The organism is Tsukamurella sp. NPDC003166, assembly GCF_040611135.1.
Classification (GTDB): Bacteria; Actinomycetota; Actinomycetes; order Mycobacteriales; family Mycobacteriaceae; genus Tsukamurella.
The window spans coordinates 1-13,782 of record NZ_JBEXNL010000010.1 but is presented as its reverse complement, the minus strand read 5'-3'; the positions used below and the strand labels follow the sequence as shown (position 1 = coordinate 13,782).

Below are 13,782 nucleotides of genomic sequence, written 5' to 3'. Positions count from 1 at the left end.
GGAGGCCGGCCTTCGTCCTGACTGCGGTCAGTGAGTTGAGCGCTACGCCGCGGCCGCAGGAGGCTCCGGCGACAGGCTCTGCCAGTCGACCTCCGCGTCGTGTTCCGCCAACATCTCCTCGAGGATCGGCGGACCGTGGGGCCCGTCGAGGATGGCGGCGATGTCGTCGTAGACAGTGCCGATGAGGTCCTCGTACTGCACACGCAATTCCTCACTGCGCCACAGTGATCGGAGCAGGGCCCGCCGCTTCTGCCAACGTTCAAGCGACTGGCGGTACAACTCGTTAGCGTGGTGCTGATGGTTCACCCGGATCTCGCCGGTGGGATCGGCTTTGCGACGCCAGCCGGTGCGGCCGGCGTGCTCACCGTGCGGAACGGTGATCGTCTCCCACCCGCCCGGGTAGTCGCTCGTGCTCGGCGTGACTCTCCCGTGGTGCTTGTCGCACGCGAGGGTCAGCAGGGTGATGTCCGTGGCGCCGCCGTCCGCCCACTCCGTGATGTGGTGGACCTGGCAGCGGGTCGCGGGCGCGTCGCAACCGGGTGCGGTGCAACCCTTCTCGCTGCCGTACAGCGCGATCCGCTGATCCGGGGTGGCCAGCCGCTTCTCGCGGCCGAGGAACAGCGGCCGGTTCGCGAGGTCCAGCACCAGCACGTACTTCGGGTTGGTGCCCATCATGCGCAGCGCGTCCTCGACGGGCATGCGCCCGCCGGTGGCGGTGGTGGCGAACCCGGCCTCGGACTCGAGTTGATCGATCCCCAGCGTGACGATCGGGACGCACGGCACACCGCGGTGCTGCCCCAGCGCGCCGGAACCGACGAACTCCCGCAGCGCCGCGAGCAGCGCATCGTGATTGCGCTGCCCCTGCGAGCGGGTGTCGCGCTGGGCCGCCTCGGCGACGGCGTCCTGGTCCGCGGGGTCGACGGGGTTCTCCGCGTCCGACGGGTTGTTCACGCCCGGCCGGGCGAGCTTCTCGAAGACCACGTCCATCAAGGCGCGGCACTCGGGGGAGAGCGCACCGTCGAGGTCGGACATCAGATCGTCACCCTGTTTGCCCAGGTTCACCTCCCGCTTGCGCGCGATGTTCTCCGGGCTGGGCTCAGCACCGTCGGGATCGATGAGCTCGTAGGCGCGCTGCCCGATCTTGGCGAGCTCCTCCGGCCGGACACTGAGCGCCGCGGTGACGAGCACGTCCTCGAGGAGGGCGAGCTTCTCCGGAGTGGCCTCGGGCGCCTTGGCCACCTTGTCGATCCACTGCTCCACCGCGGCGGCGTGCCGCTCGGAGACAAGGCCTTCCCGCTGCGCCGCGGAGAGCTCGGGCAGCCGGGGCTCCGGCGCCTCGCCTCGCACATTGCGCGGCGCGCGGGACCTGGCGCCCTTCATCCGGTCTCGTGCCTCCGTGCCCGCGAGCCGCAGCTGATCGACCAGCATCTCCTTGATCCCCGTGTAGCCCAACTGCCCGGGGATCCCCTGCTCGACGCACACCTGCGCGAGGAGATGTTGGCCGTGCGGCACCTTCCGCGCCGCCTTCTCGAGCCGGGGGAGCGCATCCAGGACTTCCTCCGAGGAGAGCATCACGGGGCTCGCCGCAGCGAGTTTCTCAGCCGCATGTTCGAACGAGGTGAGGGCGGCCAGGTATTCGGCTGCTGTGCTGGTAGTCATGGTTGCCACCTCCTCGGACTGCTACCACGAGTCTACTCCGATATTCGGGGAATATCGATGCAATCGAACAAAAAAGCTAGTAACCTGAGAGTATGACAGCGGCGCTATCGGCGTCGCCTTCGTGTCACCTGAATCGTTGTGTGCGATGCCCTGCCGTCGGGTGCCTGCGTGGTGGGAACCGAACCCCGTGCTGGTGCGTCCAATTGATGAGGGCCGCGGCGACGCGAGAGGTCCGCTCGCGCGAGCGGGCGCAGCGGTTGTTGTGGAGCGTTGTCGCTGTGGCGGTCGCGGCTGGTCCAGGACTGCGTCTGTCTCGTGATCGCTGGCCCCAGGGGACCTCCGAAGTGCTGCACAGTGTCTGGACCCTGGTCACATCGCCGGGATTCGGCGCGGTCCGCGCCGTGATCGCCGCTCTCGTCGCGTTCATGGGGGCGTTGCGGAGTCAGGTGCGGTCCGCCAGCAAGGATCGATGGTGGGCGACCTTCGAGTGGGTGATGAAGAACCGCGTCAACGAGAAAGATGCGGATTCCGCGATCGCGGCGGAATGGCTCGCGTTCCTGAAAGGGACCGCGACCAGCCCTGATGAGGGCCCTATCATCAACGTACTGATCGAGGAGGCGCTGAGGCGCGGACCACACGAGAGCTGAGAAGGACATCCGGGTCGTCGCGCCGGCGGGCAAGGGGCTGTACCGCGCGGTGAACGCGAAGGTCATCCGGTCGACGCCGCTCGCCGGGCACCGTTATCGGCTTCATCTGTCGAACGGGAAGGACGTGGTCGCTACGCGGTCGCCGGGCGGCCGGTACGTGCTCGTCAAGAAGCCGGCACTCAAGTCCTCCTCCAAGACCTCGCTCCGCATCCCGGCCGCGTCCGCGGTTACCGACCCCGGAGAGCGGCCCATGTCCGCGGCGACCCGCGACAAGCTCGTCGCGATCCTCGAGATGGACAACACCGGGCTCTCGCGCCGCGGCGTGCGGTAGCGGCGCACCGTCGGACCCGGTACCACGAGAGCCGGCCGCCCCGCGTGGGGGAGGCCGGCTCTCGTGGTGCGCGAGTCAGCGCTGCGTGGGGAACTGCCCCGTGGGCGGCAGGGCCGAGTGCGCGCCGCCCTGCGACGGCGCGGCCTGCGCGGCCAGCAGGTCGCGGATCTCGACGAGCACGTCCACCTCGTCCTCCGCGGCCTTCTCCGGCGCGAACCGGGCCTTCATCCGCTCGTACGGCATGATCAGCAGGAAGTAGACGACCGCCGCGACCAGCACGAAGTTGATCACCTGCGTGATGACCGCGCCGAGGTCGATCGTGGTGGCGGCGACGCCGGTCTTGATCTCCCAGGCGAGCCCCTGCACGTCCTTGCCGCCGCCGATGGAGGCGATGAGCGGCTTGACGATGTGATCGGTGAACGCGGTGACGATCGCAGTGAACGCCGCACCGATGACCACGGCGACCGCGAGGTCGAGCACGTTGCCCTTGAGGAGGAAGTCCTTGAAGCCCTTGAGCATGTTTGTCGTCCTTCGGAAACTTGTAACGGATGCGACGCGTGGTGCAGTGTCGCAATTATGCTAACCGCATGAACCGAATCCGCGCAGTCGACGCGGGCGTTTCGGCGGGTGTGATTCTCGTCGTCGGCGGGCTCGCCGCCGGGTGGTACGGCGTGGACCGCGCCGTGCCCACGCCGCGCACGCCCGTCGCCGACCACACCTACCGCGTGGGGAATGCCGCTGCGGGAGTGGACTTCCGCGCACCGTCGGGCTGGGACAAAGTGCCGTCGGGCCGGGCCGACGTGGTGCGCTTCGTGCATCCCAGCGGCAGCTCGCTGTCCGTGCGCCTGACGACCGGCATGACCGACTTCGACACCGCGGCGCCGCGCCGCCTGCGCGAGTTCGAGACCGGCGGCGTCGACGCGCACTTCACCGGCGACATCCGCGGCCCGCAGTTCGCGGGTCGCAGCTGCGCCGCGACGGGCGGCGGCAGGTCGGGGGAGTGCGCCGTCGTGGGCCACTCGGACCTGTTGGTCACGGTGCTCACGCTCCGCGGGCCCGACGGTGCCGCCCCCGACCTGACCGCGCTCGTCCAGACCCTGCGGGAGGCCTGATGCGCGCGCAGCTCACGACCATCGGCTTCTGGGTGTTTCTGGCGGGCATGGCGTTCGGTGCGTTCGTGCTCGTGCGCGACATGACGCCCCGCATCGCGGAGACGGGCGGTGCGGTCGCGGTCGCGCTGCCGATCATCCTGGTGGCGGCCGCGCTGATCGCCGTGATCATCTGGGCGCTGGACCGCTCGCACGCCCAGCTGCGCGCCGTCTGGGCGCTCGCCTTCGCGTGGGGCGCGATCGGCGCCTGCGGGCTCGCGTTGCAGATCAACGGGTTCGCGTCCGACGCCGTCAACGACGTGCTCGACGACCCGGGCTCCACGACCTGGGGCGCCGCCCTCGTCGGGCCGCTGGACGAGGAGAGCATCAAGGCCGCCGGCGTCGCGCTGCTGCTGGTGATGTTCCGCGACCGCCTGCGCCGGCCGCTCCAGATCTTCGCGGTGGGAGCGTTCGCGGGCCTGGGCTTCCAAGTGATCGAGAATCTCTCGTACGCAGTCACCTTCGCGGTCCGCGATGCCCAGTCCGATACGGTCGGTGCGCTCACGGTCACGCTCGTGCGCGCCCTCTTCGGCTTCCAATCGCACTGGGTGTACACGGGCTTCTTCGCGCTCGGCCTGGCGCTGCTCCGAGTCCGGCCGGTGCTCGCGCCGATCCCGATCGTGCTCGCCTACGTCATGCACTTCTGGTGGAACGCGCCGAGCGGCGACAACCCCATGGTGGCGCTCCTGCTCATCGTGCTCAAATGCGTCGTGACGCTCTCGCTCCTCGGCGGCGCGTGGACGTGGATGATCTACGAGCAACGCCGGTGGCTGCAGCGCGCCATCCGGATGCCGGAGGCCGCGAAGCTCGCGCCGCCCGCGGAACTGGCCACGCTGCCCACTCGCGCGCTGCGCCGTAACGGCGAGAACTACCTGCGCTTCTACTACGGCCCCGCCGTCGCCGAGGTGGCGCGCAAGCGCCAGAAGTGGCTGATCCGCGAGCTCACCTACCGGGTCGGTTGAGCGGTCGACGGGTTCGGTGTGCGCCCTCACCGGAACACCACGGACAGCGGTGAACTGAGCGCCGCGGCGGCGACGGCGTGCGCCTCCGCCTCGGACATCGCGAGCATCACGGTGCGGGCCTGCTGCCGCGAGGCCTGCGCCGCGGCGGCGACGGCGACCGTGGCCGAGCGGGCCAGGACGGAGGGCGCACCGTCGTCCCGCTCGCCGGCCCGGGGCTTGCGCTGCGCCACCACGTCCACCACGTCGCCGGGGCGGAGCAGGTCCATCGTGGCGGCGTCCTGCAGGGCGATCGGCACCAGACGTGAGCCGGGGCGGATGAAGCCCGCGGTGCGATCGCTGAGCACGCGCCGGCCCGTGAGGATCTCGCCCGCGCCGACGGGCCCCGTCACCGACCGCCCGACCGCCTCGTCGGGCCGCGTCAGCGCGTCCTGGGGCGCGAGGTCCGCCGGAACCGTGCGCATCACGAGGTCCTCGCCGACGAGTTTCCCTCCTGGCCCCAGCTCGCGCGCCGCGACGAGCACCTGCGTTTGCGGTCCGCTCGGCCGGCTCGTGACCGCGACGATCAGCGCCACCACCGCGAGCGCCCCGGCCGCCGCCCGCCGCGCCGTCAGCGTGCGCGCCCACCCGGGCCGCAGTGCGGCCCGCATCCGTTCGACCCCGGTCGGCTGCAAGGACTCCATGCCCGGAATCTACGACGGTGCGCCGACGGCGGACCGTCGGACAGGGCCCCGGAAGTCGACCCTGTGGATAACCCCGTTCCTGTGGAGGAACGGCCCCGATCAGGCCTGCGGATCCTTGTAGTAGACGATCTGGTGCGTGGTCGCCAGCAGGGTGCCGTTCCGCCCCCAGACCTGGCCGTACTGGTCGAAATGACCGTGGCCGAAGCGCGCGGCGCGGGCGGTCGCGAGGAGGTGCTCGGCGCCCTGCTGCTCGAGTTCGTCGGGGCTCGCGTGGAAGTACGTCGTCAGCGAGATGGTCCCGGCCGGGGCGTAGGCGCCGCGACGCCGGAAGATCCGCGGGTAGAAGGAGTCCGCGATCGACGCCAGCGCCGGGTAGTCGAGCGGGCGGGCGGGCTTGTCGCGCAGCCACATCGTGGTGGTCGAGTCGTCCTGTGGGCCGTCCATGTCCAGGCTGCCCTCGACGAAGCGGGTCTCGTAGTTCTTCGCCCACTCCACGAAGTCCGGCAGCGACTGCTCCGGGTAGTCCTCCGGCGCCTGCACCTGCGGGAAGGGGGTCTCGGTATCACCCCAGGTGTCGCGGCGCGTGCCGAACACCGCGGTACCGGAGGCGACGGGGCCGTCGCCCTGGCTCAGGACGAAGGCGACATGCTGATTGGTGCGGTTCGTGCGCAGGACGGTGACGGCGAGGTCCCAGGCGCCGTCCTTGATCGGGGCGGCGAAGTTCAGCGTGAGGCTCAGCGGATGACCCTGCGCCTCCGGGTGCGCCTGCAGCGCCGCCACGACGGTGCCGGCGGTGATCCCGCCGAACGGCCCGACCATGTTGTTGTACGCCGGGTGCGTGTGCGCCCGGAAGCCGCCGGCGATCGGCTCGACGGCGGTCGCTTCATCGAAGACGTGGGTCATGCCAGCAACGTAGCAAGGCTAGGAGCTGGTGGCCTTGTCGACCTTGGCGGCGGTGTCCGAGCTGCTCTTGGTCTCCGACTTCGCGGTGGTATCGGCCTTCGAGCTGCGGGAATCGGTGCGGTAGAAGCCGCTGCCCTTGAACACGACGCCGACGGAGTTGAACAGCTTCCGCAGCGGCCCGCCGCAGTTGGGGCACACCGTGAGCGGATCGTCGGAGAAGGACTGCACGGCGTCGAAGGCCTCGCCGCACTCCTTGCATTGGTACGAATAGGTAGGCACCGATCGATTCTACCGCTCGATTAGCACTCTGGCGATTCGAGTGCCAGTGGTGTGAGCGGATACGATACGGCCATGAGTGCCCCGCGTACGCCGTCGCCCGCGCGACGGATCGTGGACGCCGCCCGCGAGGTGATCGCGGCGAACGGGATTCCCGGCGTCAGCATGGACCAGGTCGCCAAGCAGGCGCACGTCTCCCGCAGCACGCTGTACCGGATCTTCCCCAACCGCGACCAGCTGATCGCCCGCGTCGTCGCCATCGAGATCCGCACGCTGCGCCGCAAGCTGGACAAGACGATCGTCGGGTACACGCCGCAGCAGACGCTGGTCGAGGTGTTCGTGCTGAGCATCGGGCAGGCCGAGTCGAACATGGCCGTGTCCAAGGTGCTGGCCGCCGAGCCCGAGTACTTCCTGCGCATCCCGCGCGGCGTCTGGGACCTGCTGATCCAGGGCATCGTCATCCGGCTGCGCAACTCCGGCGCCGAGCAGGACTACGCGGAGCTGTGCTCCGTCGTGGACCTCATGCTGCGGATCACGGGCTCGCTGCTGTCCAACTCGCCCACCGGGCTGGACATCAGTGACTCCGATGCTCTGCGGGCGTACGGCGAGAAGTACATCTCCCGGCTCCTGATCTAGACCGGGTTCACGGCGTGAACTCCACCAGCCCCGACGGGGTCAACGCCGCGTCCACCGGCACATCGGTGGGCTCCGATGGCAGGAAGTCCACCAGCTCGTGGTCGTACACCACCGCGATCAACCGCGGCCCCGCGACCAGCGACCTGTCGTAGTACCCCGCGCCCCGTCCCAGCCGCACGCCGGCGCGCGAGACCCCCAGCGCCGGCAGCAACACGGTGTCCACCGAGGCCAGGGCGTCCGTGCCCAGTCGCGGCCCCGTCGGCTCCAGCAGCCCGAACGGCCCCGGCGCCAGCGATCCGCTCCAGGCCCAGTCCAGCGGCCCGGGCTCGGCCGGGGTGACGGGCAGGAGCACTCGGCCGGGCAGGGTGAACGACGGTTCGGATCCGACGGGGACGTAGGCGGCCACCACGCCCAGGTCCAGGGCGCCCATCACCGCGGTCAGCCGGGCCGCCGCTTCGCCGCGCGCGACATCGGAGAGTCCGGCCCGGGTGCGGCGGAATCGGTGGCGCCAGGCGCTCTTCATCTCCGACACGGGCAGGGGATCCACATGCACGCATTCGAACTCGTCGTGGTCCGTCACGGCGAGCTCCTCTCGGGCGATGTCACAGCCACGCAGATCGTTACCTTCACGTGACCTAGCTTATGGTGGAAGGATGAGCACAGAGCCCTCCATCCCGAGAACCGCGGTCGTCCCCGCCGCCGGCCTCGGCACCCGATTCCTCCCCGCGACGAAGACGGTTCCCAAGGAGCTGCTTCCCGTCGTCGACACTCCCGGCATCGAGCTCGTCGCCGAGGAGGCGGCGGCGGCGGGCGCCGAGCGCCTCTGCATCGTCACCAGTCCCGGCAAGGACGGCGTGGTCGCGCACTTCGTCGAGGACCTCGTGCTCGAGGGCACGCTGGAGAAGCGCGGCAAGACCGCGATGCTCGACAAGGTGCGCCGCGCCCCCAATCTGATCCACGCCGAGGCCGTCATCCAGGAGAAGCCGCTGGGCCTCGGGCACGCCGTGGCCTGCGTCGAGCCGGTCCTCGACGACGACGAGGACGCCGTCAGCGTGTTGCTTCCCGACGATCTGGTGCTGCCGATCGGCGTGCTCACCACCATGGCGAAGGTGCGTGAGAAGCGCGGCGGCTCGGTGCTGTGCGCGATCGAGGTCACCCCGGAGCAGATCAGCAGCTACGGCGCGTTCGACGTCGAGATCGTGCCGGACGCCACCAATCCCGACGTGCTCAAGGTCAACGGCATGGTCGAGAAGCCCAAGGCCGAGGACGCCCCGTCGAACTACGCGGCGGCCGGCCGCTACCTGCTGGACCGCGCCGTTTTCGACGCGCTGCGCCGCATCGACAAGGGCGCCGGCGGCGAGATCCAGCTGACCGACGCCATCGCGCTGCTCATCAGCGAGGGGCATCCCGTGCACGTCGTGGTGCACCGCGGAACCCGACACGACCTCGGAAATCCCGGGGGCTACCTCAAGGCTGCGGTTGACTTGGCGTTGGACCGTGACGACTACGGTCCCGACCTGCGCTCCTGGCTGCAGGATCGCCTGAACAAGTAGGAGGCCGAGGACATGCGCTCCGTGGAGGACCATCTGGCTCGGGTCACGGCGGCGGCGGTGGCGCCGCGACCGGTGCGCGTGGGGATCTCCGAGGCGCAGGGCCTCATGTGCGCGGAGGAAGTGGTCGTCGAGAACGCCCTCCCCGCCTTCGACCAGGCCGCGATCGACGGCTACGCCGTGCGCTCCGTCGACGTGGCGAGGGCCGGCGAGACCGACGAGGAGACCGGCGAGCAGATCATCGTCAGCCTCCCGGTCGTCGGCGAGGTGCGCGCGGGCAACCGGCAGCCCATCCGGCTGCAGCCCGGGCAGGCCGTCAAGGTCGAGACCGGCGCGCCGCTGCCCACCCTCGCCGACGCCGTCCTCCCCGACAAGTGGACCGACGGTGGGCTGTCGAAAGTCCGTGTCGGACACTCGGTCCGGTCCGGGCAGTACGTCCGTCGCACCGGTGACGACGTGCAGCCCGGCGACGTGGCCGTGCGGCGCGGCACCGTCGTCGGGCCGGCCCAGGTGGGCCTCCTCGCCGCAGTCGGGCGGGACAAGGTCCTGGTGCATCCCCGGCCGCGCGTCGCGGTGATCTCGGTGGGCCGGGAGCTGGTCGACATCGATCGGGACACCGGCGCCGGCCAGGTCTACGACGTGGCCTCCTACGCGCTCGCCGCGTCCGCCCGCGACTGCGGGGCCGAGGTGCACCGCGTCGGCATCGTGGGCACCGACGGGGTCCGAGAGGCCGTCGAGGCGCAGCTGCAACGCTCCGAGGTCGTGGTCATCACCTCCGCGCTGGGCGGTTCCGCCTCCGAGGACATCTCCTCGGCGCTGGCCGAACTCGGCGACCTGGTCGTCGAGCGGATCGCGATGCACCCCGCATCGGTCCAGGGCTTCGGCGCCCTCGGTCCCGACGAGGTGCCCACCTTCCTGCTGCCGTCGAACCCGATGAGCGCGCTGGTCGCCTTCGAGGTGATGGTGCGCCCGCTCATCCGCATCGCGCTGGGCAAGCGGCAGCCCATGCGTCGCCTGGTGACCGCGAAGAGCGCGGCGGCCTTCGAGTCGCCCGAGGGGCGGCGCGAGTACGTGCGCGGCCAGCTCATGCGCGACGAGAACAGCGGCGAGTTCATGGTCGCGCCGATCCCGGACAACGGCTCCCACCTGCTGGTGAGCCTTGCCGAGGCGAACTGCCTCATCGTGGTGGACCCGGAGATCACCGAGGTCCGCGCGGGCGACGACGTGATCGTCGCGTTCCTCGCCCAGCGCGGCTGACGCGGGTGTTCGGGGCGAACTGGCAGGTCGAACTCGGGCCGCTCACCACGGCCGCCGGCGTCGTGCGGCTGCGGCCGATCCGCGCCCGCGACGGGCGGCAGTGGTCGCGCCTGCGCCTGCTCAATCGAGCGGAACTGGAGCCGTGGGAACCGTCGGGCGAGACGAACTGGCAGCGCCGGCACACCGCCTCGCAGTGGACGCCGCTGTGCGCGTCGCTCCGCTCGCAGGCCCGGTCCGGGACCATCGTCCCGATGGTGATCGAGGTCGACGGTGCCTACGCCGGCCAGATCACCATCGGCAACATCACCCGCGGGCAGCTGCAGAGCGCGTGGGTGGGCTACTGGGTGGACCGCGGGTTCACGGGCCGCGGCGTGGCGACGGTGGCCGTCGCGCTGGCCGTCGACCACTGCTTCGGGGCGCTCGGCCTGCATCGGGTGGATGCGACGGTGCGCCCGGAGAACGGCGGATCGCGCGCGGTGCTGCGCAATTCGGGGTTCCGTGAGGAGGGGCTGCTGCGCCGGTACCTGCATGTCGACGGTGCCTGGCGCGACCATCTGCTCGTCGCGATCACGGCCGAGGAGATCGCGGATTCCATGGTCGCGCGGGTCGTCCGGTCCGGCCGTGCATGGTTCTGAGATACCGACTCGCGTGTGACTGAAGTGACTGTTTGAGATTTTTGGGGTTTCGCTACGGCGCGTCGGGCGCGCTGATCCACCCTGGTGAAATAGCCTTCGAGGCGACTTACACGGATGTGATCCGTGCTCGCTGATTGCCGGAGGGAGCCGACATGATCCCGCAGACACTGCTCTGGGTGGGGCTGATCGTCGCGTGGCTGGTGGTGCTCGTTCCGATGCTCGCCGCGCGTCACCCCAGGGTGAACCAGGTGTCCGACGCGACGCTCAAGACCCGCCTGCTGCACCGCGGCGGCTCGGCCACCCGCGCCGTCCGTCGCCGCATCCGCCCGGCGGCCACCGTCGCCGAGGAGCGCGCCGACGAGGCCGACCTCCGGGAGGACGACGCCGAGCCTCGCGAGGACGGCCGCATCGTGCTCGGGAAGGTCGACGACGAACCGGCCGGTGAGGATCTGGCAGACGAGGACGCCGAGGCGCACGCCTACGTCGACTCCGACGTCGACGACCTGCACGGGGCCGGCCCGATGGACGGCGACACCACCCCGATCCCCACGGTCGAGCGGGCCGCGATGCGCGCGAGGGCGTCGATCGTCGACCTGGACGCGCTCGCATCGAAGGCCGACGCCGCCGACGATACCGACGCCGCCGCACCGGAGTCCGAGCCGATCGTCCGGCGGGTGACCGCGCCCGTGGTGCCGGCCGCCGAGGACGACCTCGTCGCCGATGAACTCGACGCAGCAGACGATCTCGAAGCGGTAGACGATCTCGACGCGACCGACGAGCTGGACGACGCCGAGCCGGTGGACGGGCTCGCGGATGAGGACCTTGCCGACGACCAGCTCACCGAGGAGATCACCCCGGCGACCCGGCCGAAGGCCGAGCCGGCGGAGATCGACGCGCGCGGCGACAGCCCGCACCGCCGCCGCGGCGGCTACGACCCCGAGAACGACGCCCGCCTCACGGAGGCCCGCTTCCGGTTCCGGCAGCGCGTCACGCTCGTGCTGGGCGTGCTCGCCGTCGTCGCGCTCGGCGCCGGACTGATGGACGTGCCCTTCGCCTGGTACGGCCTCGGCGCCGTCGTGCTCGCGTTGGCCGTCTACCTCACCTACCTCCGCCGGACGGTGCGCATCGAGGCCGAGATCCGTCGCCGCCGCACCGCGCGGCTGGAGCGGGCCCGGAGGGAGCGGGAGCGCGAGGCAGAGGTGCTCGACGGTGTCCCCGCGCACCTGCGCCGCGGCGGCTGCGTCGTCATGGAGATCGACGACGAGGACCCCGCCTTCGACCACCTCCCGCGCTACCGCGCCGAGGAGTTCGACTTCCTCGATCGGCCCGCTGACGTGCGGGAACCGTACGAGCGGAAGGTCGGTTAACAGTTTGCCGGGCGGGCTTGCTAAGGTAGTCGAGTTCCGCAAGGGGCTATAGCGCAGTTGGTAGCGCGCCTCGTTCGCATCGAGGAGGTCAGGGGTTCGATTCCCCTTAGCTCCACAGAATCGGGCCAGGTCAGAGCATGTTTCTGACCTGGCCCGAACTCGTGTCACCACCATGTCAACACCATGTTGTCGCCCGGTCGCCATACGGTCCACGGCATGGCTAGCATCCGACCGCGCCGCCGCAAGTCCGACGGTGGCACCACGTACGCCGTGCTCTACCGCCACCGCGGCAAGCAGACCGGCACCAGCTTCGACAGCCTCGACGAGGCCGAGAAGTTCAAGGCCCTCATCGACCTCGTCGGCGTGGACGCCGCAGTGGCGAGCCTCGACATCGAGGCCCCGCCCGCGCCGCTCCTCGTCGACTTCCTCGAGTCGTACGTCGCGACCCGGACCGGCGTCGAGCAGGGCACCACGAAGAAGTACCGGGCCTACATCGCCAACGACTTCGCCGACCTTGGCGACCTCATGGTGTCCGAGGTGACCGAGACCGTCGTCGCGGCGTGGCTCAACAGCCTCGACGGTGCCGCCAAGACGATCGCGAACAAGCACGGCTTCCTGTCCGCCGCGCTGGAGCAGGCCGTGCGGGCCGGCCACCTGGCGAGCAACCCGTGCGCGCACTCCACGCTGCCGCAGGGCCTCCGTAAGCCGCCGTTCTTCTTCTCCGCCGCTCAGTTCACCGCGCTGGAGGCGGCGATGCCTGAGCAGTGGCGCACGCACGCCCGGTTCCTGGCGGCGTCCGGCGTCCGGTTCTCCGAGTCGACCGCGCTCACCGTCGGCGACGTGGACCTGGCCGAGGGCACGGTACGCGTCGAGAAGGCGTTCAAGTACACCGGCTCGAACCGTCTGGCGAAGCTCAGCACGACGAAGACGCGGCGCGGCGTGCGCACCATCAACGTGCCCGCCTCCGTGCTCGAGCTCCTCGACCTCGACCGCGATCCCTTCGAGCGCCTGTTCCAGACGCAGGCGGGTACGCGCATCACCTCGCAGGCCTTCCACAACCGGGCTTGGAAGCCCGCGTTGGACCGCCTCGACGCCGCGCACAGGAAAGCCGAGGGGGAGTGGGTGGCGCTTGACGCGAACGCTCAGAAGGCGTCACCGCGACCACGGCATCCGCTCGGCGGGAAGCGCCCGCACCCGCACGATCTCCGGCACACCTGCGCGTCGTGGATGATCGCCGCTGGCGTGCCCCTTCCGGCCATCCAGGCGCACCTCGGCCACGAGTCGATCAAGACGACCGTGGACCTCTACGGCAGCTTGGACCGCAACGCTGGCCGTCGTGCTGCCGCAGCTATCAGTGCGGTGTTCGACGGATCGGCGGATTGGTCGGACGGCCCCGTCGCGAGCCCTTGACGATGTGGCTCACAGGTGGTGGCGCGATCGCCCGACAGTCCGACGCTACCGGCGACCGCGCTCCGCGCTCGTCTTCCATGCAGCCTCGGACGTGCCAGCCACGCCAGCGAACGTGTTGAGGGCGAAATCGGCCTGTACCGATCGCTCAGCATCGGTCTGTGGGCGCTGCATATTGTTGACTTGCATGTCGGCGATCTGCTTGGCGAACGGGGAGGTCTTGACCTTCTGAACCGCCCCGGGTAGTCCGGAGACTCCGAATGTTGGAAGGTTGGAGTCATGGCAGGGAGCACATCGAATCGGTATCCGGCTGAGTTGAAGGCG

General features: G+C 70.2%; 17 protein-coding genes and 1 tRNA gene. 11 read left to right on the top strand and 7 right to left on the bottom strand.

Translation table 11 applies throughout. The features are described from left to right. Positions 1-42 precede the first annotated feature (42 nt). Positions 43-1,659 (bottom strand): DUF222 domain-containing protein, encoded by a 1,617-nt coding sequence (locus tag ABZX10_RS12925; protein WP_355539880.1) that lies wholly within the window; start codon positions 1,657-1,659, stop codon positions 43-45. Between the two features lie 278 nt (positions 1,660-1,937). Between ABZX10_RS12925 and ABZX10_RS12920 the strand changes: the two genes are divergently transcribed. Both ABZX10_RS12920 and ABZX10_RS12915 read left to right on the top strand, forming a co-directional pair. Then, positions 1,938-2,306 carry a hypothetical protein gene (locus ABZX10_RS12920; protein WP_355539877.1) on the top strand — a complete coding sequence of 123 codons (369 nt, stop codon included), beginning with the start codon at positions 1,938-1,940 and terminating at the stop codon, positions 2,304-2,306. 49 nt (positions 2,307-2,355) lie between these two features. After that, entirely contained in the window at positions 2,356-2,637 is a 282-nt protein-coding gene (locus ABZX10_RS12915) for a hypothetical protein (RefSeq protein ID WP_355539875.1), read from the top strand. A gap of 75 nt (positions 2,638-2,712) precedes the next feature. Here ABZX10_RS12915 and mscL read toward each other — a convergent pair whose 3' ends face one another. Next, on the bottom strand, positions 2,713-3,156 hold the full coding sequence (gene mscL / locus ABZX10_RS12910; protein ID WP_355539872.1) for a large-conductance mechanosensitive channel protein MscL: 444 nt from the start codon (positions 3,154-3,156) through the stop codon (positions 2,713-2,715). A gap of 68 nt (positions 3,157-3,224) precedes the next feature. On the opposite strand from mscL, the gene ABZX10_RS12905 reads away from it, so the two are divergent. Both ABZX10_RS12905 and ABZX10_RS12900 read left to right on the top strand, forming a co-directional pair. Next, complete coding sequence (locus ABZX10_RS12905; protein ID WP_355539869.1) at positions 3,225-3,749, top strand: hypothetical protein; 525 nt, start codon at positions 3,225-3,227, stop codon at positions 3,747-3,749. Continuing rightward, a complete protein-coding gene (locus tag ABZX10_RS12900; protein ID WP_355539866.1) occupies positions 3,749-4,747 on the top strand; it encodes a PrsW family intramembrane metalloprotease in 999 nt (332 codons plus the stop codon). The genes ABZX10_RS12905 and ABZX10_RS12900 overlap by 1 nt, the downstream gene beginning before the upstream one ends. A gap of 26 nt (positions 4,748-4,773) precedes the next feature. On the opposite strand, the gene cpaB is transcribed toward ABZX10_RS12900, so the two are convergent. The 3 genes from cpaB to ABZX10_RS12885 all read right to left on the bottom strand — a co-directional run bounded on the left by cpaB (position 4,774) and on the right by ABZX10_RS12885 (position 6,609). After that, positions 4,774-5,427 carry a Flp pilus assembly protein CpaB gene (gene cpaB, locus ABZX10_RS12895; RefSeq protein ID WP_355539863.1) on the bottom strand — a complete coding sequence of 218 codons (654 nt, stop codon included), beginning with the start codon at positions 5,425-5,427 and terminating at the stop codon, positions 4,774-4,776. A 99-nt stretch (positions 5,428-5,526) separates the two neighbouring features. After that, entirely contained in the window at positions 5,527-6,330 is an 804-nt protein-coding gene (locus ABZX10_RS12890; protein WP_355539860.1) for a thioesterase family protein, read from the bottom strand. 18 nt (positions 6,331-6,348) lie between these two features. Beyond that, positions 6,349-6,609, bottom strand: a complete 261-nt coding sequence (locus ABZX10_RS12885; RefSeq protein WP_068574848.1) for an FmdB family zinc ribbon protein — start codon at positions 6,607-6,609, stop codon at positions 6,349-6,351. A 72-nt stretch (positions 6,610-6,681) separates the two neighbouring features. Here ABZX10_RS12885 and ABZX10_RS12880 point away from each other — a divergent pair, with 72 nt between their 5' ends. Further along, positions 6,682-7,242 (top strand): helix-turn-helix domain-containing protein, encoded by a 561-nt coding sequence (locus ABZX10_RS12880; RefSeq protein WP_355539855.1) that lies wholly within the window; start codon positions 6,682-6,684, stop codon positions 7,240-7,242. Positions 7,243-7,249: 7 nt separating this feature from the next. On the opposite strand, the gene ABZX10_RS12875 is transcribed toward ABZX10_RS12880, so the two are convergent. After that, the gene (locus ABZX10_RS12875) at positions 7,250-7,822 is read right to left on the bottom strand and encodes a 5-formyltetrahydrofolate cyclo-ligase (RefSeq protein WP_355539852.1); all 573 of its coding nucleotides are present in this window, start codon (positions 7,820-7,822) and stop codon (positions 7,250-7,252) included. Between the two features lie 73 nt (positions 7,823-7,895). On the opposite strand from ABZX10_RS12875, the gene ABZX10_RS12870 reads away from it, so the two are divergent. The 6 genes from ABZX10_RS12870 (at position 7,896) to ABZX10_RS12845 (ending at position 13,461) form a co-directional block, all read left to right on the top strand. After that, positions 7,896-8,795 (top strand): UTP--glucose-1-phosphate uridylyltransferase, encoded by a 900-nt coding sequence (locus ABZX10_RS12870; RefSeq protein ID WP_355539849.1) that lies wholly within the window; start codon positions 7,896-7,898, stop codon positions 8,793-8,795. Between the two features lie 12 nt (positions 8,796-8,807). Beyond that, the gene (glp, locus tag ABZX10_RS12865; RefSeq protein ID WP_355539846.1) at positions 8,808-10,049 is read left to right on the top strand and encodes a gephyrin-like molybdotransferase Glp; all 1,242 of its coding nucleotides are present in this window, start codon (positions 8,808-8,810) and stop codon (positions 10,047-10,049) included. A 5-nt stretch (positions 10,050-10,054) separates the two neighbouring features. Next, positions 10,055-10,684 carry a GNAT family protein gene (locus tag ABZX10_RS12860; protein WP_355539843.1) on the top strand — a complete coding sequence of 210 codons (630 nt, stop codon included), beginning with the start codon at positions 10,055-10,057 and terminating at the stop codon, positions 10,682-10,684. Positions 10,685-10,836: 152 nt separating this feature from the next. Continuing rightward, the gene (gene glpR / locus ABZX10_RS12855) at positions 10,837-12,051 is read left to right on the top strand and encodes a gephyrin-like molybdotransferase receptor GlpR (RefSeq protein WP_355539840.1); all 1,215 of its coding nucleotides are present in this window, start codon (positions 10,837-10,839) and stop codon (positions 12,049-12,051) included. A 42-nt stretch (positions 12,052-12,093) separates the two neighbouring features. Then, a tRNA-Ala gene (locus ABZX10_RS12850) sits at positions 12,094-12,166 on the top strand. Positions 12,167-12,267: 101 nt separating this feature from the next. Further along, the gene (locus ABZX10_RS12845) at positions 12,268-13,461 is read left to right on the top strand and encodes a tyrosine-type recombinase/integrase (RefSeq protein WP_355539837.1); all 1,194 of its coding nucleotides are present in this window, start codon (positions 12,268-12,270) and stop codon (positions 13,459-13,461) included. A gap of 45 nt (positions 13,462-13,506) precedes the next feature. On the opposite strand, the gene ABZX10_RS12840 is transcribed toward ABZX10_RS12845, so the two are convergent. Next, positions 13,507-13,782: hypothetical protein (locus ABZX10_RS12840; RefSeq protein WP_355539834.1), on the bottom strand; the 276-nt coding region annotated here is incomplete at its 5' end.